The organism is Marinobacterium sp. LSUCC0821 (assembly GCF_012848475.1).
Taxonomy (GTDB): Bacteria; Pseudomonadota; Gammaproteobacteria; order Pseudomonadales; family Balneatricaceae; genus Marinobacterium_E.
On sequence record NZ_CP051666.1, the window covers coordinates 1282342 to 1307280 of the forward strand.

Sequence of the window (24939 nt, forward strand, 5' to 3'; positions counted from 1 at the left end):
TGCTTAAAGCACGCACTCAACCTGTAACACCCTATAAGCAGCTCAATCAGGCTCTACTACGTAATCGATCAACTCATCCTCTGTGATTTCGTTATCTTTCACTTCGTAGTAGTTCAACACTGAAGCGTCCGCTTCAATGACACTACGAGGATTTCCCGAGACAAGCGGATGCCATTGAGGTAGCTCATGCCCCTCAAACACCAAACGATAAGCACAACTTTCAGGCAACCAGTGAAAGGCCTCAACATCTTGCGGACGAAGCTTTACACAACTTGGCTGGCGGGTTGAACGATTCTCGTAATCGGTACATTGGCAGTTATCCGTATCTAAAAGATGACATACAACCGTGGTGTAGAAGACCTCTGCAGTGTCCTCATCTTCAACTTTGTGAAGACAACAGAGAGCACAGCCATCACAGAGAGATTCCCACTCGTCGTGACTCATCTGCTCTAACGACTTACTGCGCCAGAAAACTTCAGACATTAACGGACACCTGTCGAAGGACGGTTCACATGGATATCCAGCATATAGTCCTCTTTAGGTGGCGGCATTTGCAGGTAGAAACCGCGCTCTTGAATACCGTTCATCACCTTTTCGCTATCAGCACGCGCCAATTTACGCTCTGCTGTTAGCGGCATATCCATCACATGAGACGGTGTTCCAAACATCTCGCGCAACTCTTCAGGGACACGTTCTAAGCCATCACGCTTATCGACATAGAGATACATCTCATCTTTTTTAGGGCTTCGATAGATGGAGCAAATTAGCATTTCGACGTCTCGTCCATTTCATTAAAAATTTCAATCAATTTATCGCCAACCAGAGGTCTGCGCCAACCCATCAAAGTGGATGGCAACTCGTAAAAACCGGTCAACTTTTTAGAGCGAATTACCGCATCGATATCTCGTTTACGTATCAACAGATCCGGTAGGATATTCTGCTCTTCCGCTACTTGCGCACCTAGAGCACGAGCCGCTTTTGTATAGGGTTTCAGCCTTGGCGGAATCGGGTAATCGATTGGCTTTGGCGGCTCCATTCGCGCTAGTGCAGCGGCTTGTAATGTACAGCGCAGTATCTGCTGATCATGATGGATCATCACATACTTAGTAATACCTTTAATTTTAGCCAACTGACTTTTATTACGTGGCCAGTGGACAATCAAATCTTGCAGGACATCATTTGACATTAAGCGATTGCGTGGCATATCCATGATACGAGCTGTTTTTTCACGCCAGATGCAGAGCTCTCGCAGACCAGCGATCTGTACATTGTCAAAATGCGATAACTGGGTAAAGCGACGGTAGTACTCGCGAATAGCGGTATCGTCATCAGCGATAGCATTCAACTGCGCCACACTCTCCTCTTCCATCCACTCCAAACGACCCAACTTCTCTAGTTCACGATCTAAGATCTGAACCACCTCAGCGAGGTAGACCACATCATATGCAGCGTAGAGTTTTTGACTATCCGTCAGCGGACGTTGCAGCCAATCAGAACGGGTCTCCCCCTTATCTAGATCAACATCAATAGCGCGCTTAATAAGCTTCTGAAGACTCATTGTAAGCCCCCAACCCGCCAAAGCAGCTGCAATCTGGGTATCGTAAATACGAACAGGCTTAACATTTAAAAGTCTGATGAACAGCTCTAGGTCTTCACTTGGGGAGTGGAGGACTTTAATCACATCCTCCGAGGTCATTAGCTTCTTTAACGGGTACCAGATGCGAATGGCAGAGGGATCTATCAGATATGACCTCTCTTGATCCGCAACTTGAATAAGACCAGGATGCGCCCAGTAGGTCGTGGTTCTTACAAACTCTGTATCCATAACCACGAGGGGCAGTTTGCGCCAACGTGCACAGTGCTCTTGCAGCGCATCATCTGAATCAATCCAAATAGGATTTTTTGCTGATTCTCTTAGTTTTTCGAAGTTATATCCCTGTAGATCGATCAAACTATCGCTCCATCTGACGTCGCCCAGCTAGCGCATGCGCGAGCGTCCCGCCATCGACAAATTCTAACTCACCACCCACAGGTACACCGTGCGCTATGCGACTCACTTTAATATCCAGCGAGCGAAGCTGCTCCGCAATATAGTGAGCAGTAGCTTCACCCTCGACCGTTGGGTTGGTTGCAAGCACAAGCTCCTCAACCTCACCCTGAAACACACGATCAAGGAGCTGATCGATATTGAGGTCTTCTGGTCCGATACCGTCAATTGGTGAGAGGTGGCCTCCAAGAACAAAGTATAGACCGGAATATCCACCTGTTTGCTCAATTGCCATAAGATCGATTGGCGATTCAAGAACACAGAGCGTCTTTCTATCACGTGCAGCGTTATCACATATCTCGCAGACAGTCTCTTCAGAGAGGGAGTGACACTGTTCACACTCACCAATCCCAGTAGCCGCATCCGAAAGCGCACCACTTATTTGAAGCGCAGCATCACGGTCGCGCTCCAGTAAATGTAATGCCATGCGCTGTGCCGTTTTCGGGCCAACACCAGGTAGACGACGTAGCGCCTGTATTAGCGCTTCAAGCTTGGGAGTGAGTGACATAATTAGAACGGCATCTTAAAGCCAGGTGGCATACCCATACCCTGAGTAATCTTACCCATCTTATCTTGGGTGTTGCTCTCAACCTTACGCACTGCATCGTTAATAGCCGCAGCAATTAAGTCTTCAAGGATCTCTTTATCCTCTTCCATCAAAGAGTCATCAATCGAGACACGCTTAACATCGTGACGACCGTTCATAAGTATAGATACAAGACCTGCACCAGCTTCGCCAGTCACCTCAGCGCGAGCAACCTCCTCCTGCGCTTTTTGCATCTCTTCCTGCATCTTTTGGGCATGTTTCATGATATTGCCCATACCGCCTTTAAACATCTAACGATCTCCTAATAAAGTTGACCCATCATGGGGCCGATAAAATTGAACCTCGAGGCTCGACTGACAGCTCATCCAACTCACCATCAAAGGCCTCAATTAGCTCTTTGACTTTTGAATCTTGCTGCAAATGACGAACAGCCGCTATGCGTCGCTCCTCAGCACGTCGAATACGGTAGTTAACCGGCGTCTCACGGGACTGCTCAGCCAACTCAAATTGAACCACAACCGGCTCACCAAAGTAGCTATTCAGCGCATCACTGATACGCTGTTGATGACTCGCATTGAAAAGCGCCTCTTGCTCTGCTGTGTAGTGAAAACGCAGCTCATTACCTCGAATCGACTCCAGCGACATTGCCTTAGCCAAACTCTCTGTCATTCCAGTAAGACCCAGAGCACCTACTAACAGCACCCACTGATCTAATGCAAAGCTCGCAAGGGAGAACTGACTCTCCGCAACCACAGCATCTAAACGCTCACTTACCACCTCTTGATAAGGCTGGGCTTGCACCGGTTTTTCAACAGGGCGCTCAAAGGGAGCAGACACAAGAGACTGCTCAACCTCTTCAACTTCTGGCAGGTCATAGGTTGCAAGCGGGGTCTCTTCACCGAAAAGATCGACAGCGGTTTCAGACTCAACAACCTCAGTTTCCAACAGAGGCGTCTTGTCATTCACTGGCTCTTCAGGCTCAGAAGCAACAGCTTCTAGTGCAGCACTATCAACCTCTACTGGAGTAAGATCTTCATCGGACTCCAGCGAAGCCGATTCGGCCTCCTCTGAGTCAGCTTCAGACTTTTTTAGCGAATCTTCCTCATAGGCACTCGGCGGCACATCTTCCCAAGGTGGAGGGTCGTAAGGCGCCGAATCCATAGAAGCAGGCATGACCGACTGCTCACTTAGAGCATTAGTTACTGCAGTGTTCGCTTGCTGTAGCTCTGCATCAGGTTGCGCATTTGCAATAGGCTGTACAGACACAGCAGGCGCAGCTGTTTCGACTGGAGCTGGTGCTGGGGCAGAAGTTGCAACGACTGACTGAACGGCAGCCGAAGCTGAGTCAGCTGAACTTGGTGGTGGATCCAATGGACGCTGATCTGCAGGTCGGAAGGCCAGCATACGAAGAAGCGTCATCTCCAACGCTTCACGTGGATTAGGATTCATCGGTAGATCTTTGCGGCCCGTCAACGCAATCTGGTAGTAGAGCTGAATCTCTTCAGCACGGACTCGCTGCGCTAAAGACTGAACCTGCTGCTGATCGCCTAGACTGTTATCAATCGCTTCTGGCACAACCTGACAAACAGCAACACGATGCAGAATCGAGATCATCTCAGCCAGCACCCCACCGAAATCAGGCGAAAACTCGGCCATAGCTGCGATTCGATTAATAATGCCTTTACCATCTCCAGCAACCAACGAATCAAGCAACTCAAAGACCAAACGGTGATCGATGGTGCCTAACATAGCGCGCACATCATCTTCACGGAGCGAACCTGAACCAAAGGCGATAGCCTGATCTGTAAGACTCAATGCGTCACGCATCGAGCCCTCAGCAGAGCGCGCAATCAGCCACAGGGAAGCGTCATCGAATGGGATCTTCTCTTCACCTAAGACAAATTGAAGATGCGAGACGATCTTCTCAGGCGCCATATTCTTCAAGTTGAACTGCAGACAGCGACTTAGGATAGTGACCGGTAGTTTCTGCGGATCAGTTGTCGCCAGAAGGAATTTGATGTGCGGCGGCGGCTCTTCCAACGTCTTCAACAAGGCGTTGAATGACGAGGTCGAGAGCATATGCACCTCGTCTATCAGATAGACTTTGTAACGACCTTGGGTCGGAGCATATTGAACATTCTCAAGCAGCTCTCGAGTATCTTCTACCTTAGTGCGCGATGCTGCATCGACCTCAATCAGATCGACAAAACGTCCCTCAGCAATTTCGGTACAGGCACTACACTTACCACAGGGTTCAGAGCTAACACCCTCTTCACAGTTCAGCGCTTTTGCAAAGAGACGTGCGATCGACGTTTTACCGACACCACGTGTGCCAGTAAAAAGATATGCATGGTGCAAACGGTCTTCATCAAGAGCGTTAACCAACGCTTTAAGCACATGCTCCTGCCCCACCGTCTCAACAAATCGACGAGGGCGCCATTTACGTGCTAATACCTGATAACTCATCCTATCCCCAATGGTCGGAAAAATTTTAACCCGATACTAACATTTATCGCGTGACAGGGAGAGTCTAAGAGAGGGAAAAATTGCCAGAAATGGAGATGGCCCTACCAGCCACATCCCGGCACATGATTTGACTGCTGTGGCTGCTCCCTTCCGGGCCTGACCAGGTTCACAATCTATCATTGCGGGAGGACCAATAGAGCCACCACAAATAACCTCAAAGAGGAGCACGAAGTATAAGCACCCCAAGGCGCTATTGCAAACCTCCGTAGACCATAACAGCTGCCAATAACACCAAGGCGATCGCCATACCTCTATTCACCTGTCGCTCATATCGCTGCAACAGATCTAAGCTCTTTCTGGAGCTAAGCAGAAGCGAAACGATAATGTACCAACTGGTATCTGTCACCCAAGGGGTCACGACAAGAAGGGACTGAGTTGCAAAGTCTGCATTACTTCCGACAAATGGCGAGAAGATCGCGATAAAGAAGAGCATGAGCTTGGGGTTAAAGGTAGCAATGACTGCCCCATCTCGAATTGCCTGCCAATAGGTGGTTCTGGCACGCTGCTCTGGATCGATCTTCATCGTGCCACTTTGCCAAGCACCGCGTGCCATATTCAGCAAATAGAGGACAGCCACAACGGTTAACAACACCTCCATCCAAGGCAGGGCTGATAGAAGCTGACTCAACCCAATAACTGTGAGTAGCGCCCAGCCACCTACCATAGCACCATGAGAGATAGCCGTTAGTACGCCATGTACTCGCGACCCATTCAACGCCTGGTTAATAACCACCAGAAGACTAGGACCTGGCGACACCGCACCCAAGGTACAGACCAACGCCAATGTTAACCACTCAACTAAGCTCACACATACCTCACTCAAATGATAGAATCGCGCTAGTTTAAGTTTTATCAGAGCAGGTGTCATGGCAGGTTCACTAAAAGACCAACTTTTGAAAGCAGGTTTAGCCAATAAACAGCAGGCTAAAAAAGCTTCAATTGAGCAGCGCAAAGAGAAAAAAAATATTTCTCAGGTTTCACTGGAAAAAGCAGAAAGTGAAGCTAGACTAAAAAAACAGCGCGAAGAAAAAGCTGCTCAAGATCGTGCACTCAACCAAGCACGTGACACCGCGGCACACGAGCGCGCTATTGATGCCCAAGTAAAACAACTCATTGAGCATCACAAAATCAGAATTAGTGATAAGGCAGAAACGAAGTACCAGTTTGTCGACGGGACTGCCATCAAACAGATTTGGGTCGATTCGGCGCATGTAACACAACTCGTTCGATCTCAAATAAGAATCGCCAGGGACGGCGATCAATACTCACTGATTCCTGCCATCGTAGCGGCTCGTATTGAAGAGCGCCGCCCAGAGAGAGTTATTCCACTCTCCAGTGATCAACAGACTAGTGATGAAGATGACCCATATGCTGACTACGTCATACCTGATGACTTAATGTGGTGATTGGAATCAATCAAGATATTGCCGTGGCACTCGCGCGGTTAAACCTGCAAACAGGGTGTAATCAATGGTGCCACAGCATTGCGCTACTCGATCAGCGATTAACTCAGGTCCAAACATCACCGCTTCAGAGCCAATTTGAACATCTGAAATGTGAGTCACATCGGCTGTAATCATATCCATTGAAACTCGACCAACAATTGGAGCCTCCTGTCCATTAATAAGCACAGGAGTACCGGGGGCTGCATGACGAGGATAACCATCAGCGTAGCCTACAGCCAAAGTCGCTATTCGATGTGTACGTTCAGCAGTAAATGAAGCGCCATATCCAACCGACTCACCCGCCTCGATATCACGAAGCGCAATGACATCTGTACGCAGTCGCATTGCAGGCTGTAAATCACCTAAACCACGAACACTTGGGGTACCACCATAGAGAGCAATACCCAAACGCTGCCAGCTATTTTCAGGAGCAAGAGCTGTAAAAATTGCAGCAGAGTTAGAGAGACTCGTTAAACGAGATGACGGCAGATCAAAACGCTGTTTAGCCTCAAAATTCTCCTCTCGCTCTGGATCATCAGCACAAGCAAAATGAGTCATAACAACCACCTCCGGCATACCGGAGATCGACTCAATCCGCTGGATAAAAGAGGCAACATCAACAGGATTAACACCTAATCGATGCATACCTGTATCTACCTTTAGCCACACCAGTGGGCGATAGGAGCCTTGAAAATCAAATGAGCTCAACCAGGCAAGCTGATGTTCTGAGTGAATCACCATCCATAGTTGATGCTGCTCCACTAGGGCCAACTCAGATTGTTCAAACACTCCTTCCAATAGCAAGATCGGCAAATCAATACCTGCTAAACGAAGCTGAAGCGCCTCTTCAATAGAGGCAACACCTAGCGCATCTGCAAGACCCACTAGGCTGTTAGCCACCTCCACTGCACCATGTCCATAAGCATTCGCCTTAACAACCGCCATCGTCTTGGCAGCAGGATTCGCATGCCTAGCAAGGGCGAGATTATGGCGAATAGCCTTAAGATCTATCTGTGCAATTAGAGGTCTAGACATAGTTAGTCAGCAATCACCATGACACCATCAATTTCGATATCAACTGACTTAGGCAGCTCTTTTACAGCAAAGGCTGCACGTGCCGGATAGGGCTCATCAAAGTAACGCGCCATCACCTCATTAACCTTAGCGAAATGGCTCATATCTGAAAGAAGAATCGTTAGCTTCACTACATCGTTAAGATTACCACCCGCTGCGTCGGCTACAGCTTTAAGGTTTTCAAAAACACGTACAGCCTGCGCTTCAAAGCTCTCCGTCACCAACTCCATTGTTTCGGGGATCAAAGGAATTTGACCTGAAAGGTAGACGGTATTACCCACTTTCACAGCTTGCGAGTAGGTACCGATGGCTGCTGGAGCATTAGGTGTAGAGATAGTACTGCGGTTAGACATGCCTTATTCCTTAACAATGTGACATAAAAGATGTTTGCCATTATCGCAGTAATCTCGGCTCTGACAAGTTATCATTGCGACGGCTAATAGGAATCAAACGACATGAAACGTATCGACCAACTCCTCGTTGATAAAGGGCACTGCGCTAGCCGTGCACAGGCTCAACGCGTCCTTAAAGAGGGTCGCGTCTTAGTAGATGATTGCAACATCACTAAAGCAAGCACCAAAGTCAGCGAAGAGAGCAGCATTACGATAGCGTTTGATGAGAGCGATCAGTACGTGTCTCGCGGCGCATTGAAACTAAAAGGCGCCACGGAGATTGCACAGCTCGATTTTACCGACCTATGCGCAATTGATGTCGGGCAGTCCACCGGTGGTTTTACAGACTACCTATTGCAGCACGGAGCTCAGTTCGTGTTGGGTATTGAGGTAGGTCACGATCAACTAGCAACTTCACTTAAAGATGATCCACGCGTGCTATGTATAGAAGGCTATAACGCACGAAACCTTGAACCCAACCTGATAGAACACTCACCGACTAAGCGGTTTGATATTGCGGTAATGGATGTCTCATTCATCTCACAGAAACTGATACTACCCGGCCTATGCGCTCTGCTTGATAAAGGCGCTAGACTCATCACATTGGTAAAACCTCAGTTTGAGCTGGGCCCTGAACATATAGGAAAAGGCGGCATTGTTAGATCGACTAACTTATATGGGACGCTAGAGAGAGAATTCAAAACTCTCGTTAGTGAGCTTGGTATGCGTGTTGAGCACTATATCGAGAGCCCGATAAAGGGCGGGGATGGCAATATTGAGTTTCTACTCATTGCAATAAAAGACCCGCTACCCCACTAGGGGGAGCGGGAAACCTGGACGGTTTAAAAAGGTTTGCTAGGCTTAATCAGCCTGGCGACGAAGAAATGCTGGAATATCTAGGAACTCCATATCGTCTGTTCCGGTTTTCTTATGAACGACAACCTCTTCATCTTGAGCCATTTGCGCTTGTTGCGCCTGACGGTTACGGATAACCGTTGGAAGCTCTAGCTGCGAGAAGTCTGAAGGTGCTGGAGCAGGAGCAGTACGCACTTCGACCTGTGGCGAGCCAGTTGTCACATCAGAGTTCACAACGCGCGCGCCGCTCTCCATCTGCTGCGCTTTAGCAAGACCCGTAGCAACTACAGTCACTTTAAGCTCTTCAGTCATATCAGGGTCGATTACAGTACCAACAACGATGGTCGCATTTTCAGAGGCGTACTCTTCGACGATCTCACCCACTTCAGCAAACTCGCCTAGGCTCAGATCCATACCCGCTGTAATGTTTACCAGGATACCGCTCGCACCTTTAAGATCAACATCTTCAAGAAGTGGCGACTTAATTGCAGCTTCAGTCGCTTCACGAGCACGCTCATCACCGCGCGCGAAGCCTGTACCCATCATCGCCATACCCATCTCAGACATCACAGTACGAACGTCTGCAAAGTCGACGTTGATCATGCCTGGGCGGATAATGAGATCTGCAATACCTTGCACAGCCCCTTTAAGAACATCATTCGCCTCACCGAACGCCTTGATCAGACTGGTATTTTTGCCAAGTACTGGAAGCAGTTTTTCGTTTGGAATGATGATTAGAGAATCAACCTGTTCTTGAAGCTCACGGATACCCTCTTCCGCAATCTTCATACGTTTTTTACCTTCGAACGGGAAAGGCTTAGTCACGACAGCTACGGTAAGAATACCTAGCTCTTTAGCAACTTCTGCAACGATAGGTGCAGCACCCGTTCCAGTACCACCACCCATACCAGCGGTGATAAAGACCATATCAGCACCGCGTAACGAGTTAGCGATTTGATCACGATCTGACTGTGCAGCTGAGCGCCCTACATCTGGGTTAGCTCCAGCACCAAGACCTTTAGTCATGTCGCCGCCAATGTGAAGCACGCTACTGGCCGTCATACGACCAAGCGCCTGAGCATCTGTATTTGCACAGATAAACTCTACACCCTCAACATCAGAGGTCACCATGTGGCTAACAGCGTTACCGCCACCACCACCGACACCAACTACTTTAATTACTGCGTTTTCGTTTGTATTTTCTACTAACTCAAACATATCTTCCTCCAGGATTTTAATTCAGTAGGGCCGATCTACGCCGGTTACTACCACTTTGCCTCAGGGTTAAAAGTTACCCTTTAGCCAATTCTTAGATCGAGTAAACCAACTCTCTTGATCACTCTTCTTAGCTTTAATTCGTTTCTCAGGACGATGCTCGGTCAACTCGTCCTCATCTAGATCAAAATCATCTACTTGGCTTGGCTCAAACTGCTGGGTAAGTTCATTGTCAGCAGCGTACAGAAGCAGACCAATAGCTGTCGCATAGATTGGGTTTGATAAGAGATCATCCACTCCGCCAACTCCATCAGGGCGAGCCAAACGAACCGGCATGTGGAAAATCTCTTCAGCCAACTCAACAGCACCTTCCATCTTTGATGTACCGCCAGTCAAGACAATTCCCGCCGCTACAAGATCTTCATAACCACTACGACGAAGCTCAGCCTGCACCAATGTAAATAACTCTTCGTAGCGCGGCTCAACCACTTCAGCCAAGGCTTGGCGCGATAGATCACGGGCTGGACGGTCACCAACACTTGGGACCTTAATCATCTCTTCTGGCTTAGCTAACTGAGCCAGCGCACACGCGTATTTCATCTTGATTTGATCAGCGTGCTGCAAGGGAGTCCGAAGCGCCATAGCGATATCATTACTCACTTGATCGCCTGCGACTGGGATAACTGCGGTATGACGGATAGAGCCCTGAGTAAAGATAGCGATATCTGATGTACCACCACCGATATCAACCATGCAGACACCAAGATCTTTCTCATCATCAGTCAATACTGAGTAACCCGATGCAATCTGCTCTAACACAACAGCATCAATTTCAAGACCACATCGACGAACACACTTTTCAATGTTTTGTATCGCGTTGGTAGCACCTGTAATAAGGTGAACTTTAGCTTCGAGACGTACACCAGACATACCAAGCGGCTCTTTGATGCCCTCTTGGTTATCAATTAGGTACTCCTGCGGAAGAATGTGCAGCACGCGCTGATCTGCCGGAATCGCAACTGCCTGCGCCGCTTCAATGACACGTTCTAGGTCGCTATCTGTAACCTCACGACTCTGCAATGCAACAATACCGTGTGAGTTTTGACTTGCGATATGACTACCAGAGACACCCACACTAACAGAGTGAATCTTACAACCAGCCATCAACTCAGCTGCCTCAACAGCTCGCTGAATAGACTGTACGGTAGACTCAATGTTTACGACCACGCCGCGTTTCAGACCGCGAGAAGGATGCGAACCTACACCGATGACTTCAACGCCACCATCAACACCCACTTCAGCCACCATACAGACGACTTTTGATGTGCCGATATCCAGTGCGACGATCATTTTTGAATCCACGTAGGTGTCTCGCTCTTAACTTAGGCTATTTTTTAACCAGACCAACTAAAACACTATCTGATTTATTTTAATTACTAGATCAATTATTAACCATTTGGACAAATTAAATCAATAAAACTTTATAAAAAATAGGGATGTATTTTAAACACGAATAAATATAGATTATTCATTAAATATCAATATTTTAATCAACACAACATCATGTCAATTAAGAGTATTTTTAATTTAAAATTTTCAATTTTTCTGAACAAAAAATCAGCGATTAATCAAAATTAAATCTTGAATAAACAGGAAGCAATCAAAATTCAATTTTGAATAAACGCAATATGATCAATATTTAATTTTGATTATATTCACACATCAACAGCTGTGTAAATTTGGAGAGCGACTGACTGGATAGACCCAGCCACCGAACAATGAACTCAAACCGAAGTTACCGTAACAGGCTTTAGCCTGTTATCGGCTCTACAGAGCAACTTCCAGATATAAGAATAATATTAGAGTGCGGATGACTGGAAAGACCCAGTCACCGAATAATGAACTAATGACGGGCAATTATGGCCAGTAGTAGTAGAGTGATACTGCGGCGAAAATTGTAAGCGGCAATGTAAGAAGCAGTGATTTCACAGGACCTAAGATGCGCGCCAACAACAACTGATGCACAACAGGAAATGAGATGAAGATAGAGCTCAAGGGTATTGACCAGTGCAAGGTTAAGAAACCAAATGCCATAGCCCCAACCAGAGTAAGTGCAGCGATATTGCCCCCCATGATCATCATCACAAGGTTATTTCGCTTCTGAAGCCAGTCTGGGCGATCCTCTTCTGCCATCTTATTAATGGCCCCGACACTCAAAGCCGCAGACATTGAAACTAATCCTGAAAACAGAAAGATGTATAGCGCTTGGTTCATAGTTATAATCTCCTTTTCAATAATTGTACGAGTAGCTCTCCTTGAGCTCCAGAAAAGACGATGAAATTACGAAAATTTTCTGCAATTGCGATCGCTATAACCGCTCTTTCCAACTCAGCTCTAGCGCTTAGTGATGAAGGGGCGCATTGGGTTTGTGAAAGTGAAGAGCTCTATCGCCAGCTTTTAAGCAGTCGTCTCTACGGCGTTGGTAAAGAGCCTGAGAAAGGGTGTAGAACTCTCCCTACAGGTATTCAGATCAAAGAGTACTCTTGCGTGACCAAGGATCTTAAACTCTGCCAATACAGCTGGACAGAGAACGACGAACAGCTGCTCATGTGGGGCAGTGCAATTATTTCGACGCTAGATAAATAACGGACCTCTTAATACTTACGGAACTCTTGATAGATACGGAACTATACATGCCAGACTTTCTTGTAGACGAACAGGTTGAAGACTACGCCTTTCTGAACACCACCGCTGAACCAGAACTACTTCAGGAACTAATTGACCAAACCAACCTAAACATGGGTTGGCCCCAGAAGCTCTCAGGGCGATTAGTCGGCAGAACGCTCAAAATGCTTGCAGCGATTCACCAACCTAAACGCTGTTTAGAGATAGGTATGTTCACAGGATACTCTGCCCTCTCAATTGCAGAAGGTATGCCGGAAGATGGTAAGCTGGTCTGTTGCGAAACCAACCCTCGCGCCATCGAATTTGCCAAAACTTTTTATGAGCGCAGTAAACATGGCAGCAAGATTGAAGTTGTCTTTGGCCGTGCACTGGATACGCTAGAAGAGCTTGACAAATATATCGATGGCCCGCTCGACTTCACGTTTATTGATGCTGATAAGCGCAACTACTACAACTACTACACCAAAGTGAAAGAGCTCACCCGTCCTGGTGGATTAATTGTTCTAGACAATGTGCTCTGGTCAGGCAAAGTACTGCAACCCGAATCTGAGATTGATGATGCCTTGGTAGAAACTAACCTCCTGATCGCTGAAGACCCAGAAGTTGAGAACGTTTTTCTAACAGTTCGCGACGGGGTAAATGTCGTTCGAGTGCTGTAGTGAGTTGAACCTGCTGCAACTTTATATCAATTATTTTCACGACGAATTTCATTCTAATGAAATTCACTCATGTTTATAATAGATTCCTAACTTAAGAATATGGAACAACGATGACCTGCTCTCTTCACGACAAATTGATCGGTAAATCACAGGGTGTATATGTGATCGGCACCACTCCACCAAAAGTGGGAACTGAAGATGCCGTCATGTCTGATATCGCCGATAAATTGCTGCAACGCCTCGATAGCCTGGCACATGACGGCATTATCGTTTATGACATCCAGGATGAGAGCACGCGAATCGACACTCCACGCCCTTTCCCATTTGCTCAAACTCGCGATCCTCGTGAGTATGCAAAAATGCTTCATAGCAAAAGCGGCAGTAGCACCATCACCTACAACAGTGTTGCTCAATCAGATAGCGCAGAGTTTGCAGCCTGGCTAGCCGAGACAACTGATACCTACCATCAGAACAATATCGTTCTTGTTGGTAGCCCATCATCTGATGGCGACTATAAATTAAGCCTCAACGAAGCGTATGAAGTGCTTGCCAAGTCAGAGAAGGATTATGCTGTCGGCGGTGTATGTATTGCAGAACGCCACCTTAAAAAAGGTGACGAGCATGAGCGCATGATTGCTAAGCAGCAGGATGGTTGTAACTTCTTTATCTCGCAAGCAGTCTACAACGCACAAGCAACCATCGACATGCTTACCTCTTATGCTCGTCGCTGTAAGCAACTCAATATCGAGCCTGTGCGTATTGTTTTAACCTTCACACCTTGTGGAAGTGCTAAAACCTTAGATTTCATGAAATGGCTAGGAATTTCAGTACCTGAAGCTACAGGCTACCGTATTCTAGATGCGGACAATCCTCTTAAAGAGTCGATCAAGATCTGCTACTCAAACCTGCAGATGATTCTCGATTCATGCGTGCAACTTGACCTACCACTGGGACTCAACATCGAGAGTCTGACAAACCGTAAGGAGGAGATTGATGCAGCAGTTCAGCTCTACTCACTCCTGCGGGCTCGAATGGAACTAGCACTCTCAGAACGCGCTATTGGTCTTTAACCGCCAGCCAGCTTAACTGTAAAACCCTCTTTCTCTAGGAGGGTTTTTAGTTTGTCACGATGATCACCCTGGATCTCAATAACACCCTCTTTGAGGGCACCGCCCGTACCGCAAGCTTGCTTGAGCTTCTTCAGTAGCGATTTGAGTTCAGACTCTTTCAACGGAATCCCTGTTAAGGTTGTGACACCCTTCCCTTTGCGACCAGAGGTCTCACGACGAATTCGCACGACACCGTCCAGATGGCTGAGTCGGGACTCATCCTCTATCTCTTTACATCGACACTCTTGTAACGCCTCACCACAACCAGGACAGAGAGTCCCTTTATCTGTCGAATAGACGAGTCTTGATAGCTGATCTTGAAGTGATGCCATACCTAAACCTGAATTCCACCACCAATTTGGCGAGCTAAATAACTTGCATAGGAGTCTGTCATACCGCTGATAAAATCGAGCGCTCGCATGTACCCCTCATAGAGCGACTCATCTGGGCCTGGAGCATGAATACCCATAAGTCCAAGAATCTTCTCACTGCGGTAGCTCAAATCATCATCCTGTTTAGTGTGCTGTTCCCAGACCGCTTCAATAAAGGTCTCCACCAATACACCCAGGATTGTATAAGCACCCACCTCAAGCTCCGCTTTGCGATGGTCAGGAAATACACGCTCTTGAGCTATACGCTTGGCAGCGGCTAAGCCATCTCGCACCATTGGGTCGCCATCACTTAGAAGCTCTCCGGTATAACTTCCCGCCATTAAATCAGGAAGTTTTTTAGAAAAGACACCTACTGCCGAGTCGATCATGTTCTCCATCGCTCTACCACGCAAAGCTGATATCTTGCGACGTGCAGAAGCAGCTGTAGCAAAGACCGCATCATCGAAATTCAAGTCACCACAAAGCTGAAGCAGGATAGGTTTAACCTCCTCGAAGCTGAGCAGACCAAGCTCGATAGCATCCTCCAGATCCAGGATCGCGTAACAGATATCGTCTGCAGCCTCCATCAGAAAATTGAGCGGATGACGTACCCAGCGATCCTCATCAACTTGAGTTAATCCCAAATCTGAAGCGAGCGAACGAAGCAGATCTAATTCCGTCTGGTAACAACTAAACTTTCCTTTCTTGCCACCATGACGGGCTGTCCAGGGATATTTAAGAAGGGTACCTAGGGTTGGATAGGTAAGTCGAAGGCCACCATCAAAGAGATGGTTCTCGATTTTTGTAACGACGCGAAAGCCGTGCGCATTCCCCTCAAAGGTCTGCAGATCGCGATGTTCCTCTTCACTCAATGAAGCAAAACGAGGATCGGTTTTACGCTGGCGAAACCAGTCTCGGACTGCATATTCACCTGCGTGACCAAAGGGGGGATTACCAATATCGTGTGCCAGACAGGCCGATTGAATGATCGTGCCGATATCATCTGCGGAGATACCTTCCGGTAGTTGATCAGCGATCAACTCTCCAGCACGAATACCTAGACTGCGACCAATGCTACCAACCTCAATGGAGTGGGTAAGGCGCGTGTGGATATGATCATTAAGAGACATTGGATGGACCTGAGTCTTGCGACCCAAGCGACGAAAAGCACTACTAAAAATGATGCGATCATGATCTTTATGAAAATGGCTGCGCCCCTGCTCTTGCGTGGCAAGCATATCGTGACCATAACGCTTTCGAGTGAGTAGTTGCTCCCAATCCATTAGACATCTCCAAATTTGTTGGAGAGAAGTTTGCCAGATCAGCTAGGGATTACCACCCCTAACCCTCTTTATATGCATCTAAAGCGCGCTTTCGCTCCTTTGTGTAATCGATGATCGGTGCAGGACGACCATAGAACTGCCCAGCACCAGGTTTATGTCGCTCTTTAACAGGGACCATCTCTAGCTCAGGTAACCACTTCACAAGAAAATCTCCATGCGCATCAAATTTTTCACTTTGCGCTATCGGATTGAAAATTCGAAAGTAGGGAGCAGCATCAGCACCAACCGACGCAGACCACTGCCAGCCACCGTTGTTAGAGGCGAAATCAGCATCGATCAACTTGGACATAAAGAACTCTTCACCACGACGCCAATCAATACCCACTAGTTTGGTTAAAAAGCTCGCGACCACCATACGCAAGCGGTTATGCATCCATCCTGTAGCGAGTAACTGTTTCATCGCAGCATCAACAATAGGGAATCCGGTCTCACCCTGACACCAAGCTTGCCAAGCTGACTCTCTATCCAACCACTGGATGCGCGCTTCAGTTTCAGGACGAAACGGCTCTAACCTTGAAAGACCAGGGAAGGCCACCATTAGGTGACGATAGAACTCTCGCCAGATTAGCTCATTAAGCCAACTACTATTCAACCAGCCATCATGGCTGTACTCACTTCGCTGAACATGCAGAAGCTGCAATGGCGACACTGCACCTATGGTCAAATAGGGGGAGAGTTTTGAGGTGCCATTAACGGCAGGAAAATCACGTTTCTCTTTGTAGTCAGCCTCACGCTCTCGGATAAACTGATAAACCTGCTCTCGAATCGCATCTGAAGTTACTGGCCAGAGTTCTCTATTGTAGCTAAGGGACTGCCAACCTAAGTCTGAGGGCACTTCATCACTAGTGATGGAGTTAGCTGGAAACGGGCTCTTAATCGGACGTATCGGGTAATCAAACTTTACTAAGCGCTGGCGCCAGGCACGTGAGAATGGCGTGTAGACTTTAAAGTCGGTACCTGTTTGAGTTTTCACCTCACCTGGAGGAATGATCACCTCCCCGTGAAAACCGACACAGTGTACAGAACTCATTAAGGCATCACATACCGCTTGATCGCGATTCACCTCATTGAGTGGGTATTCGTAATTAAAGAGGAGATTTGTTGCACCTAGCTGCTCTGCAAGTTCACCAATGGCCGCCGGACAATCATCGAAGCTTTCGACCATTAGAATTTTCAAAGGAACATTGAGATCTTCAAGCTCTCTTTTCACCTCAAGCAGGCGATCATGCCAAAGCCCCATTCGAGCGGGAGACTCACAATGCTCGCTCCAGGTTTTTGGCGTGAGAGTTACAAACGCAGTTGTAGCCAACCCATTTTCATGAGCAGCTGCTAACGCAGGATTGGCCTGTACACGCAGGTCATTTCGAAACCAGATAAGATTCATCTAACACTCAAAAAAAAGGCCGGTTAAACCGGCCAGAAAAATCAAAGCCCAATAAACGGTTGGGCCAGTCGACCCATAATTCCGGTAAATTGGAGCGGCGCATCTGTCGCAATCAGACAGATACACTCATGCTCAGTATCTACGATTGGCTGATGCTTAACCTGATCATCTAGATCAGCAACATCACCTTTACAGAAGCGCCCGATATCATCGCTGTAAGAACCGCGAAGTATCATCGTAAGCTCGTTACCTTTATGTGTGTGATGCGGTACAGAGACGCCAGGTTTAATGCGCAACAAACGACAAGCCCCGGCTCCGCCAAGATTAAGATCGTATTGCTGAAGACCGATACCCATGCCACGCCAAGGCAAAGCATCGAGATCACCACCGATCAGCTGTGCAAGGGGCTCCGGAACCTCATCACTTCCAGAAACACGTGGCTTAAAGGTTGCAACGGGTGCATCCTCATCCAACAGAGCTAAGACCGAAGACAAACTATCCTCTAAAAGCTCAGCTGGAGTTAGTTGATCTAGCAGTTGTCCGCCAATTTGCTCAGCCTGCCAGGCACGCTCCTGACACTCTTTACACCAATGTAGATGGCTATCGATCAACAAAGACATGCCCTCTGACATCGCGCCAGCGGCACGCGCTACAAGTGTAGCGTCGTCAAAATGGTGACTAATCATTGATCCTGTTCTCCCCAGTAACTCTTCAACTTGGCAAATGCCAAACGCATTCTAGATTTAACACTTCCGAGCGGTATGCCTAACTGCTCGGATATCTCTGAGTGGCTTTTGCCCTCGTAATAGGACAGATACAAAACTTGAGCTTGCGCTTCAGGAAGCTGAGAAAAGGCCTTACTCATTCGATCTTCAAGGATTGCTTGCTCACCATAGTGACGCTGATCAGGATCGACCTCTTCCTCAGGCAACTCATACTCGACAGCCTTCTCACGGCGAAGACGGTCGATACAGAGATTTCTAGCCAGAGTGAAAATCCACGTACTCGCACTCGCTTTGCCGCGCGTATACATGTGTGCTTTGCGCCAAACCGCCAGCATAGACTCTTGGGTCAACTCTTCAGCAGCAGCGGGAGGCATACCAAAGCGAATGATGTATGCCTTAACACGCGGTGCGAAGTGCTTATACAGCAGAGCGAAATCACTTTTACTACGAGATTCAGCTAGGGTTGCGAGCAGATCGGACCAGCCATCACGCTCACGCTTCTTAGCTTCATCTTCAATTGCAGCTGCAGCGTTCACATCAACTCCCTCAGGTTGTTGTTCTGTCATGCATGCTCCTACGTTTATGATCCAGGGATGGATCACCTATTTAGATAAGATAACCTATGCATTTAGGTCGCACCAGACTGATCTAGCAAGTTAGACTGGGCGTAATAATTCACAATGTAAAAATTGTGGATACAAACCATGAACGTGAGACATCTTCATCCTATGAAAATAGCAGTTATCGGCTCGGGAATTTCCGGCCTCTCTAGCGCATGGCTTCTAAGCAAACGCCATAATGTGACGCTGTTCGAAAAGGATGACCGACTTGGCGGCCACTCCAACACTGTAGATGTAGAAACCAAGGATGGCATGATCGCGGTTGATACCGGCTTTATCGTATTCAACCCGGTCAACTATCCAAATCTAGTAGAGTTTTTCAAACACCTCAATGTTGAGAGCGTTGATACCAATATGACCTTTGGAGTCTCGCTTGAACGTGGTCAGCTTGAGTACAGTGGCTCTGGCCTCAAAGGCTTCTTTGCACAACGTAGCAACCTTATAAAACCACGCCACTGGAAACTACTGAGCGATATTCTGCGTTTTTACAAAGATTCAGAGCGACTCATGACCGACCCTTCATTAAGCGCACTTTCGCTGGGCGAGTTACTTAAACGTGAAGGCTACAGCAGACAATTTATAGACGAGCATCTACTCCCTATGAGTGCTGCCATCTGGTCTACTCCCATGGCAAAGATGCTGACCTACCCTGCTCAGACCTTTCTGCGATTTTGTATGAATCATGGACTGGTGCAAATCAAAGACCGCCCACAGTGGCGGACGGTGGTAGGCGGTAGCCGCAGTTATGTCTCTAAGGTAGGCGACGAACTTGCAGGGCAGATACGCCTCAATGCGAGGATTCATAAAGTATCGCGTGATGAGAGTGGTGTAACCCTCCACATGCTTCACGGAGAGTCTGAACGCTTTGATCAGGTTGTCTTTGCATGCCATGCAGACCAGGCTCTAGCGCTATTAGAAAATCCAAGCGAAGAGGAGCACCGACTACTAAGCGCTTTCCCATATCAAAGAAACCGTGCAATTTTGCACACCGACACCAACCAGATGCCAAGGCGAAAGAGCTCCTGGGCTGCTTGGAACTATCTAGCCAGTTCCGATCAGGAACAAGATATGCTCGCTGTCACTTACTGGATGAATGCACTTCAGCCTCTAAAGACTCAACAGGATCTGTTTGTCACTTTGAATCCAATAGACGAACCTGCAGAGGGATCAATCTTAGGCTCGTTCCTCTACGACCACCCTGTGTTTGACATGCGATCCATTGATGCGCAAAAAGAGTTGTGGTCACTGCAAGGCGTGCAGCGGAGTTGGTTCTGCGGAGCTTGGTTTGGATATGGATTCCATGAAGATGGCATTCAGTCTGGTCTTGCAGTAGCAGAGCAACTGGGTGGCGCGTTACGCCCCTGGAACATCAAGAACCCTAACAGCCGCATTCATGTTACTGAACAGAAGTCACTCCAGGAGAGCGCATGAGTAGTGCGGCTATCTATGAAGGCGAGGTAATGCACCATCGCTTCAAACCGCAGAGGCACCGTTTTATCTATTCGGTCGCATCAATGCTGTTTGACATAGACAGATTAGACGAACTATCAACAACGTCGCGACTCTTCTCATTCAATCGCTGGAATCTATTCAGCTTTAGATCTTCCGATCATGGAGATGGCTCAGCAACGCCCCTGAATGTCCAAATAAGGGCGTTACTTGCCAACAACCAACTCAATGAAGCTGGGCACAGTATCAAGCTACTCTGTTATCCACGGATGTTTGGTTACACCTTTAATCCTCTCAGTGTTTTCTACTGTTACGATGCAAACGGCACCCTAAGAGCTATGATCTACGAGGTGCACAACACATTTAAAGAGCGGCACAGCTACCTCATTCCTGTTAGCAATGAGGATAGCGTTATTCGCCAACAGGCAGAGAAAGGGTTTTATGTCTCACCCTTTATGCCGATGGTTGCGCCCTACCAATTTAGAATGCGTCCACCCGGGGAGAAGATAGCGGTATGTATCCATCAATCGGATGCTGAGGGCCCCTTGTTAAATGCCACATTCACCGGCAATTACCGCCCATTTAGTGACAAAAACTTAATACGAATACTGTTCAAATATCCGTTAATGACAATCAAAGTGATTCTAGGCATACACTGGGAGGCGCTCCGATTGTGGATTAAACGCGTACCACTCCAAAAAAGGGTCAAACGTTCTGGCCCAAGTGTCACCTTAATAACAGGAACGAGGAGCGAGAGTAATGCGACCTACTAATATCAGTACTAGCCCGTTAGCGTTGCAGACCAATACCGGTTGGTTCAATCGCCGCCTATTGGCACTTTTACACAGTAAATTTGATAAGCGCATAAAAGGACGCTTGCTGATTGAACTCCCTAACAAGCAACTTCTAGAGTTTGGTGAGCACGAAAGCAACGGCTACCAGGGACACATTCGTCTAAAGAGCTTCCGAGCGCTAAAGCGCCTTGTTCGCGGTGGCACGATAGGCTTTGCCGAAGGTTACATGGATGGCGACTGGAGCAGTTCTGATGAAGTAGCACTGATGCGTTGGGCACTACACAACGAAGCGCTCATCAAAGACCTCTTAAACGGCAGCCCACTATTAAGATTCATCAACAGGCTTTTCCACCTCGGAAAGGCCAACTCAAAACGAGGATCGCGCAAGAATATCTCCTACCATTACGATCTAGGAAATGAGTTCTATGCAACCTGGCTAGACCGCACATTTACCTACTCTTCGGCGCTCTTTAATTCACCTGATGATTCCCTCGAGCAAGCTCAACTCAATAAGTATCGGCGCATCTGTGAAATGATTGACCTGAAGCCTGGTCAGAGCGTCCTCGAGGTCGGATGTGGCTGGGGTGGGTTTGCAGAGTTAGCAGCGCGTGAATATGGCGCCAATGTTTATGGGATTACGCTTTCTAAAGAGCAACTTGCATTTGCAGAGAGTCGCATTAAAAACGCGGGTTTAGAGCAGCAGGTAACGCTTGAACTCATAGACTACCGAGACGTTGAGGGCAGTTTCGATCACATAGTTTCAATAGAGATGTTTGAAGCGGTAGGTGAAGAGAACTGGCCTACCTACTTCGAAATGCTCAAAGCCCGCCTTAAACCTGAAGGCAGAGCTGTACTCCAAATAATAAGCATTGATAACAAACGCTTCGATGCTTACCGCAAACGGACTGACTTTATTCAACGATACATATTCCCCGGCGGAATGCTGCCAAGCCCACAACGTCTTAGCGAGGAGATTAGGCTAGCGGACCTACGACTAGACGAGGAACAACTCTTTGGTCAGGACTATGCCAAGACCCTTCATATTTGGCGCGAGCAATTTGAAAATGCCTGGCCTAGCGTTCACAAACAGGGGTTCGATGAGCGATTTAAGCGAATGTGGATCTTCTATCTGACCTACTGTGAGGCTGGTTTTGCGGAAGAGAGCATCGATGTTGGCCTCTACTCGATCCGCCATGAATAAATGGCGCCCACAATGATCTAGTGAAAAGCCCGTACCGTAATAAAGATAACTTAGTTATTTCAGTGCGGGCCTCTATGCTCAAGATACTAACAGTACCCATTTTAGCGGCAGCACTACTTCTACTTGGCGGATGTAACACCATGAAAGTCGAAGAGATTAGCCAACCCAGCCCTGAATTAAAGATCGAACAATTTTTTGATGGCAAGGTCTACGCCTGGGGCTTATTTGAAGACCGCTTTGGACAGATTCGTCGTCAATTCATTGTCGAGATTGATGGCAACTGGGATGGCGAAACACTCACCCTAAATGAAAATTTTCTCTACGCTGATGGAGAAAAGGATCAGCGCATTTGGACAATCAAAAAAGAGCGACATGGTATCTACTCGGGTAGTGCTGCAGACATAGTGGGCCATGCATCAGGTGATAGTAATGGCAATACACTGAATTGGTTTTATGCACTTGATCTAAAGGTGGGTGATGGCACGTGGAGAGTCAACTTTGATGACTACATGATTCTGCAACCGGGTGGCGTTCTCATGAACCGCGCCTACGTGAAGAAGTGGGGCTTTACGATTGGCAGCGTAACTCTGAGCTTTATCCGTGGTGATCAGCTCACTAAGCCGCCATTCGAGATCGCAGCGCCTTAACCAAACGACCGATCAATGGTACACGCACATAGATAGGCGCACTGTCCCAGTAGTCGATATGCTCTGCTATCTTGCCATCATCCGCTAAGATCAAATGACTTACACCCAAGGTTTCAAAGCGACCAAGCACAGGCAAACCGGCCGTGAAGCGCCAGCGAACATATGCATTAACTCCACTCACCTGCCAATCCAAAACTACAAATTTTGGACTCTTAGTGCGCTTATACATATCGACAAATATTTCGCTCATTTCAGCAAAACCACGCACATCATTAAACGGATCAACAAAGTGAATGTCATCTGTAACTACCTGTCCTAACTCATCCAGCATCTCAGGTGCCAGACGCTCAAACATAGCTATGTAAGATTCAAGGTGTTGATAATTCATGCACGCGTTATCCGTTTAATGAGAGAAAGCTTGATTCGATAAGGGAGTAGACTAATGAAAGACATGATACGAGCAAAGCGCTTTGGAAAGCGAATTTCAAACGCTGTGCCACTTAACCCCTTCACAATCTCAGTTGCCGCCTGCTCTGCAGTAATTAAATCAGGCATCTTAAATTGGTTTTTATCGGTAAGCGGGGTTTTTACAAAACCTGGGTTGATTAAACGAAGATCCACAGATGTATCCAACAGCTCAAGCTTAAGGGATTCACAATAATTTATAACCGCTGCTTTACTCGCACCATATGCAGACGCCTTAGGCAAACCTGTGTATCCCGCAAGTGATGCAACTACAGCTATCTGACACCCCTGCTCCAAGCATTTAGGAAGCAGCGCACTCATCAGATTAACCACTCCTTGGTAGTTAACCTCCATCAAGTGTCGACTGATCTCGGGAGACAACTCTGATAGTGGCGTTTCTACATAGTCACCAGAGGAGATAACGATCAAACCTGGCACTCGATCTGCACTGATCTTTTGCCAAACAGTGTTAACCGATTCAACCTCAGTAACATCTAACACCTCACAGGTGACAGGGTTTAACATCCGCTGAGCGACACCCTCCAATTTTTCTGGAGATCGACCGCTTAATATTAAACGCACCCCTTGCCGACTTAATTTATCTGCCAGTGCAGCACCGATACCGCTCCCTGCGCCAATAATCCAAGCAGAGTTCACGATGACGACTCCATTCGCTCAGCACCCTGCCAAATCACTTCAACCTTGGAGCCATCTTTAGCTTTAAAACGCATACCCCTCCAAACACCCTGAGTGTCGTACCAGGACTGTGTATTCTCAAGATCACCACCCAAACGGTAGGCATTAACCAAAAGCTTTTCCCCAGAAACATTTAATAGAAATTGCTCATCGAGCATAGGTTCAATTTCAACTTCTTTGGCTTTAATAGTGTTAAAAACCCTCTTCTGTGAAAGGATCTTCGAGTACCAATGGTGTGTGGGTAAAAGATTGGAGTTAAAGATTTCTCTATGAATCTCATCAGCTGTATTAAGCTCATGATACTTTTCACTTACCCAGCTTCTCTGCTGTTGATCACCATTTTTATTTAAGCGCACATCAAGCGAGTAAAGTTCGTCCTCTACCCATCTCTCTATAGCAGAGTAACTGTAGTTGTAATTGAATAGTCCAAATACTTTAATGCTCAACTGCATACCAATATTGACCGTTAACTTTGCATCTTCCTCTTTAAACTCAACCCAATAGTCACCAACTCGCTCTCCATTACGAAGCATATCGAAGCGAGTTATTTGCGGGTACAAGGCAGCATGACTCTTTACGTCTGCTTGCGCTGCGTGAGTCAAGATAAATAGAAGAGACAAGATCACTGATTTCATGAAACAATTTACGTCTCAAAACGAGATACAGTTCTCATCATCTACTCTTTTAATA

At 47.3% G+C, this 24939-nt stretch carries 29 protein-coding genes and 1 other RNA gene; 9 read left to right on the plus strand and 21 right to left on the minus strand.

Going from position 1 to position 24939, the window contains the following annotated elements; all coding sequences use genetic code 11:
• Positions 1 to 42 precede the first annotated feature (42 nt).
• The 8 genes from HH196_RS06055 to HH196_RS06090 all read right to left on the minus strand — a co-directional run bounded on the left by HH196_RS06055 (position 43) and on the right by HH196_RS06090 (position 5928).
• Complete coding sequence (locus HH196_RS06055) at positions 43 to 483, minus strand: YcgN family cysteine cluster protein (protein ID WP_169451258.1); 441 nt, start codon at positions 481 to 483, stop codon at positions 43 to 45.
• A complete protein-coding gene (locus tag HH196_RS06060) occupies positions 483 to 770 on the minus strand; it encodes a YcgL domain-containing protein (RefSeq protein ID WP_169451259.1) in 288 nt (95 codons plus the stop codon). Before HH196_RS06060 ends, HH196_RS06055 begins: the two co-directional genes overlap by 1 nt.
• Positions 764 to 1951 carry a ribonuclease D gene (rnd, locus tag HH196_RS06065; RefSeq protein ID WP_169451260.1) on the minus strand — a complete coding sequence of 396 codons (1188 nt, stop codon included), beginning with the start codon at positions 1949 to 1951 and terminating at the stop codon, positions 764 to 766. The genes HH196_RS06060 and rnd overlap by 7 nt, the downstream gene beginning before the upstream one ends.
• 1 nt (position 1952) lies before the next feature.
• Entirely contained in the window at positions 1953 to 2555 is a 603-nt protein-coding gene (gene recR, locus HH196_RS06070; protein WP_169451261.1) for a recombination mediator RecR, read from the minus strand.
• Positions 2556 to 2557: 2 nt separating this feature from the next.
• The gene (locus HH196_RS06075) at positions 2558 to 2884 is read right to left on the minus strand and encodes a YbaB/EbfC family nucleoid-associated protein (RefSeq protein ID WP_169451262.1); all 327 of its coding nucleotides are present in this window, start codon (positions 2882 to 2884) and stop codon (positions 2558 to 2560) included.
• Positions 2885 to 2912: 28 nt separating this feature from the next.
• Positions 2913 to 5060 carry a DNA polymerase III subunit gamma/tau gene (dnaX, locus tag HH196_RS06080; protein WP_169451263.1) on the minus strand — a complete coding sequence of 716 codons (2148 nt, stop codon included), beginning with the start codon at positions 5058 to 5060 and terminating at the stop codon, positions 2913 to 2915.
• Between the two features lie 99 nt (positions 5061 to 5159).
• An RNA gene (gene ffs, locus HH196_RS06085) (signal recognition particle sRNA small type) lies at positions 5160 to 5256 on the minus strand.
• A 54-nt stretch (positions 5257 to 5310) separates the two neighbouring features.
• A complete protein-coding gene (locus HH196_RS06090) occupies positions 5311 to 5928 on the minus strand; it encodes a LysE family translocator (RefSeq protein ID WP_169451264.1) in 618 nt (205 codons plus the stop codon).
• A 58-nt stretch (positions 5929 to 5986) separates the two neighbouring features.
• On the opposite strand from HH196_RS06090, the gene HH196_RS06095 reads away from it, so the two are divergent.
• Positions 5987 to 6526: a DUF2058 domain-containing protein gene (locus HH196_RS06095; RefSeq protein WP_169451265.1), complete on the plus strand. Its 540-nt coding sequence runs from the start codon at positions 5987 to 5989 to the stop codon at positions 6524 to 6526.
• A 6-nt stretch (positions 6527 to 6532) separates the two neighbouring features.
• Here the strand turns inward: HH196_RS06095 and alr are convergent, their stop codons facing one another.
• On the minus strand, positions 6533 to 7600 hold the full coding sequence (gene alr, locus HH196_RS06100; protein ID WP_169451266.1) for an alanine racemase: 1068 nt from the start codon (positions 7598 to 7600) through the stop codon (positions 6533 to 6535).
• Between the two features lie 2 nt (positions 7601 to 7602).
• Positions 7603 to 7992, minus strand: a complete 390-nt coding sequence (locus HH196_RS06105; protein WP_169451267.1) for a RidA family protein — start codon at positions 7990 to 7992, stop codon at positions 7603 to 7605.
• Positions 7993 to 8094: 102 nt separating this feature from the next.
• On the opposite strand from HH196_RS06105, the gene HH196_RS06110 reads away from it, so the two are divergent.
• A complete protein-coding gene (locus HH196_RS06110; RefSeq protein ID WP_169451268.1) occupies positions 8095 to 8850 on the plus strand; it encodes a TlyA family RNA methyltransferase in 756 nt (251 codons plus the stop codon).
• 42 nt (positions 8851 to 8892) lie between these two features.
• Here HH196_RS06110 and ftsZ read toward each other — a convergent pair whose 3' ends face one another.
• The 3 genes from ftsZ to HH196_RS06125 form a co-directional block, all read right to left on the minus strand.
• Positions 8893 to 10104: a cell division protein FtsZ gene (gene ftsZ, locus HH196_RS06115; RefSeq protein ID WP_169451269.1), complete on the minus strand. Its 1212-nt coding sequence runs from the start codon at positions 10102 to 10104 to the stop codon at positions 8893 to 8895.
• A 66-nt stretch (positions 10105 to 10170) separates the two neighbouring features.
• Positions 10171 to 11451: a cell division protein FtsA gene (gene ftsA, locus HH196_RS06120; protein WP_169451270.1), complete on the minus strand. Its 1281-nt coding sequence runs from the start codon at positions 11449 to 11451 to the stop codon at positions 10171 to 10173.
• A gap of 567 nt (positions 11452 to 12018) precedes the next feature.
• Complete coding sequence (locus HH196_RS06125; RefSeq protein ID WP_169451271.1) at positions 12019 to 12375, minus strand: hypothetical protein; 357 nt, start codon at positions 12373 to 12375, stop codon at positions 12019 to 12021.
• 60 nt (positions 12376 to 12435) lie between these two features.
• On the opposite strand from HH196_RS06125, the gene HH196_RS06130 reads away from it, so the two are divergent.
• The 3 genes from HH196_RS06130 to HH196_RS06140 all read left to right on the plus strand — a co-directional run bounded on the left by HH196_RS06130 (position 12436) and on the right by HH196_RS06140 (position 14515).
• Positions 12436 to 12747, plus strand: a complete 312-nt coding sequence (locus HH196_RS06130; RefSeq protein ID WP_169451272.1) for a hypothetical protein — start codon at positions 12436 to 12438, stop codon at positions 12745 to 12747.
• 47 nt (positions 12748 to 12794) lie between these two features.
• Positions 12795 to 13445: an O-methyltransferase gene (locus HH196_RS06135; RefSeq protein WP_169451273.1), complete on the plus strand. Its 651-nt coding sequence runs from the start codon at positions 12795 to 12797 to the stop codon at positions 13443 to 13445.
• Between the two features lie 110 nt (positions 13446 to 13555).
• On the plus strand, positions 13556 to 14515 hold the full coding sequence (locus HH196_RS06140; protein WP_169451274.1) for a methylenetetrahydrofolate reductase: 960 nt from the start codon (positions 13556 to 13558) through the stop codon (positions 14513 to 14515).
• Here the strand turns inward: HH196_RS06140 and HH196_RS06145 are convergent.
• The 5 genes from HH196_RS06145 to HH196_RS06165 are packed head-to-tail and all read right to left on the minus strand — an operon-like array spanning position 14512 to position 18943.
• On the minus strand, positions 14512 to 14886 hold the full coding sequence (locus HH196_RS06145) for a translation initiation factor Sui1 (protein WP_169451275.1): 375 nt from the start codon (positions 14884 to 14886) through the stop codon (positions 14512 to 14514). The genes HH196_RS06140 and HH196_RS06145 overlap by 4 nt on opposite strands.
• 2 nt (positions 14887 to 14888) lie before the next feature.
• Positions 14889 to 16208: a deoxyguanosinetriphosphate triphosphohydrolase gene (locus HH196_RS06150; RefSeq protein ID WP_169451276.1), complete on the minus strand. Its 1320-nt coding sequence runs from the start codon at positions 16206 to 16208 to the stop codon at positions 14889 to 14891.
• A 58-nt stretch (positions 16209 to 16266) separates the two neighbouring features.
• Positions 16267 to 17652, minus strand: coding sequence for a deoxyribodipyrimidine photo-lyase (locus HH196_RS06155; protein WP_169451277.1), 1386 nt, complete (start codon positions 17650 to 17652; stop codon positions 16267 to 16269).
• Between the two features lie 41 nt (positions 17653 to 17693).
• Positions 17694 to 18338 (minus strand): ChrR family anti-sigma-E factor, encoded by a 645-nt coding sequence (locus HH196_RS06160; protein ID WP_169451278.1) that lies wholly within the window; start codon positions 18336 to 18338, stop codon positions 17694 to 17696.
• A complete protein-coding gene (locus HH196_RS06165) occupies positions 18335 to 18943 on the minus strand; it encodes a sigma-70 family RNA polymerase sigma factor (RefSeq protein WP_169451279.1) in 609 nt (202 codons plus the stop codon). Before HH196_RS06165 ends, HH196_RS06160 begins: the two co-directional genes overlap by 4 nt.
• 138 nt (positions 18944 to 19081) lie before the next feature.
• Between HH196_RS06165 and HH196_RS06170 the strand changes: the two genes are divergently transcribed.
• The 4 genes from HH196_RS06170 to HH196_RS06185 all read left to right on the plus strand — a co-directional run bounded on the left by HH196_RS06170 (position 19082) and on the right by HH196_RS06185 (position 23088).
• Complete coding sequence (locus HH196_RS06170; RefSeq protein WP_211160757.1) at positions 19082 to 20428, plus strand: NAD(P)/FAD-dependent oxidoreductase; 1347 nt, start codon at positions 19082 to 19084, stop codon at positions 20426 to 20428.
• Positions 20425 to 21219 (plus strand): DUF1365 domain-containing protein, encoded by a 795-nt coding sequence (locus HH196_RS06175; RefSeq protein ID WP_169451280.1) that lies wholly within the window; start codon positions 20425 to 20427, stop codon positions 21217 to 21219. Before HH196_RS06170 ends, HH196_RS06175 begins: the two co-directional genes overlap by 4 nt.
• The gene (locus HH196_RS06180; protein ID WP_169451281.1) at positions 21206 to 22441 is read left to right on the plus strand and encodes a cyclopropane-fatty-acyl-phospholipid synthase family protein; all 1236 of its coding nucleotides are present in this window, start codon (positions 21206 to 21208) and stop codon (positions 22439 to 22441) included. Before HH196_RS06175 ends, HH196_RS06180 begins: the two co-directional genes overlap by 14 nt.
• Before the next feature lie 74 nt (positions 22442 to 22515).
• A complete protein-coding gene (locus HH196_RS06185) occupies positions 22516 to 23088 on the plus strand; it encodes a DUF3833 domain-containing protein (RefSeq protein WP_169451282.1) in 573 nt (190 codons plus the stop codon).
• On the opposite strand, the gene HH196_RS06190 is transcribed toward HH196_RS06185, so the two are convergent.
• Genes HH196_RS06190 through HH196_RS06200 form a run of 3 tightly spaced genes read right to left on the minus strand, consistent with a single transcriptional unit; the run spans position 23057 to position 24884 of the window.
• Positions 23057 to 23476, minus strand: a complete 420-nt coding sequence (locus HH196_RS06190; protein WP_169451283.1) for a nuclear transport factor 2 family protein — start codon at positions 23474 to 23476, stop codon at positions 23057 to 23059. The genes HH196_RS06185 and HH196_RS06190 overlap by 32 nt on opposite strands.
• A complete protein-coding gene (locus HH196_RS06195) occupies positions 23473 to 24210 on the minus strand; it encodes an SDR family NAD(P)-dependent oxidoreductase (RefSeq protein WP_169451284.1) in 738 nt (245 codons plus the stop codon). Before HH196_RS06195 ends, HH196_RS06190 begins: the two co-directional genes overlap by 4 nt.
• On the minus strand, positions 24207 to 24884 hold the full coding sequence (locus HH196_RS06200; RefSeq protein ID WP_169451285.1) for a DUF6134 family protein: 678 nt from the start codon (positions 24882 to 24884) through the stop codon (positions 24207 to 24209). The genes HH196_RS06195 and HH196_RS06200 overlap by 4 nt, the downstream gene beginning before the upstream one ends.
• Positions 24885 to 24939: the final 55 nt, after the last annotated feature.

Coding starts and splice junctions, on each gene's coding strand:
- HH196_RS06185 (WP_169451282.1), top strand. CDS start 22,516: ATGCTCAAGATACTAACAGTACCCATTTTAGCGGCAGCACTACTTCTA.
- HH196_RS06145 (WP_169451275.1), bottom strand. CDS start 14,886: ATGGCATCACTTCAAGATCAGCTATCAAGACTCGTCTATTCGACAGAT.
- HH196_RS06155 (WP_169451277.1), bottom strand. CDS start 17,652: ATGAATCTTATCTGGTTTCGAAATGACCTGCGTGTACAGGCCAATCCT.
- HH196_RS06140 (WP_169451274.1), top strand. CDS start 13,556: ATGACCTGCTCTCTTCACGACAAATTGATCGGTAAATCACAGGGTGTA.
- HH196_RS06110 (WP_169451268.1), top strand. CDS start 8,095: ATGAAACGTATCGACCAACTCCTCGTTGATAAAGGGCACTGCGCTAGC.
- HH196_RS06190 (WP_169451283.1), bottom strand. CDS start 23,476: ATGAATTATCAACACCTTGAATCTTACATAGCTATGTTTGAGCGTCTG.
- HH196_RS06135 (WP_169451273.1), top strand. CDS start 12,795: ATGCCAGACTTTCTTGTAGACGAACAGGTTGAAGACTACGCCTTTCTG.
- HH196_RS06160 (WP_169451278.1), bottom strand. CDS start 18,338: ATGATTAGTCACCATTTTGACGACGCTACACTTGTAGCGCGTGCCGCT.
- ftsZ (WP_169451269.1), bottom strand. CDS start 10,104: ATGTTTGAGTTAGTAGAAAATACAAACGAAAACGCAGTAATTAAAGTA.
- HH196_RS06060 (WP_169451259.1), bottom strand. CDS start 770: ATGCTAATTTGCTCCATCTATCGAAGCCCTAAAAAAGATGAGATGTAT.
- HH196_RS06200 (WP_169451285.1), bottom strand. CDS start 24,884: ATGAAATCAGTGATCTTGTCTCTTCTATTTATCTTGACTCACGCAGCG.
- HH196_RS06180 (WP_169451281.1), top strand. CDS start 21,206: ATGCGACCTACTAATATCAGTACTAGCCCGTTAGCGTTGCAGACCAAT.
- HH196_RS06055 (WP_169451258.1), bottom strand. CDS start 483: ATGTCTGAAGTTTTCTGGCGCAGTAAGTCGTTAGAGCAGATGAGTCAC.
- alr (WP_169451266.1), bottom strand. CDS start 7,600: ATGTCTAGACCTCTAATTGCACAGATAGATCTTAAGGCTATTCGCCAT.
- ftsA (WP_169451270.1), bottom strand. CDS start 11,451: ATGATCGTCGCACTGGATATCGGCACATCAAAAGTCGTCTGTATGGTG.
- recR (WP_169451261.1), bottom strand. CDS start 2,555: ATGTCACTCACTCCCAAGCTTGAAGCGCTAATACAGGCGCTACGTCGT.
- HH196_RS06170 (WP_211160757.1), top strand. CDS start 19,082: ATGAACGTGAGACATCTTCATCCTATGAAAATAGCAGTTATCGGCTCG.
- HH196_RS06105 (WP_169451267.1), bottom strand. CDS start 7,992: ATGTCTAACCGCAGTACTATCTCTACACCTAATGCTCCAGCAGCCATC.
- HH196_RS06125 (WP_169451271.1), bottom strand. CDS start 12,375: ATGAACCAAGCGCTATACATCTTTCTGTTTTCAGGATTAGTTTCAATG.
- dnaX (WP_169451263.1), bottom strand. CDS start 5,060: ATGAGTTATCAGGTATTAGCACGTAAATGGCGCCCTCGTCGATTTGTT.
- HH196_RS06130 (WP_169451272.1), top strand. CDS start 12,436: ATGAAATTACGAAAATTTTCTGCAATTGCGATCGCTATAACCGCTCTT.
- HH196_RS06175 (WP_169451280.1), top strand. CDS start 20,425: ATGAGTAGTGCGGCTATCTATGAAGGCGAGGTAATGCACCATCGCTTC.
- HH196_RS06095 (WP_169451265.1), top strand. CDS start 5,987: ATGGCAGGTTCACTAAAAGACCAACTTTTGAAAGCAGGTTTAGCCAAT.
- HH196_RS06075 (WP_169451262.1), bottom strand. CDS start 2,884: ATGTTTAAAGGCGGTATGGGCAATATCATGAAACATGCCCAAAAGATG.
- HH196_RS06150 (WP_169451276.1), bottom strand. CDS start 16,208: ATGGATTGGGAGCAACTACTCACTCGAAAGCGTTATGGTCACGATATG.
- HH196_RS06165 (WP_169451279.1), bottom strand. CDS start 18,943: ATGACAGAACAACAACCTGAGGGAGTTGATGTGAACGCTGCAGCTGCA.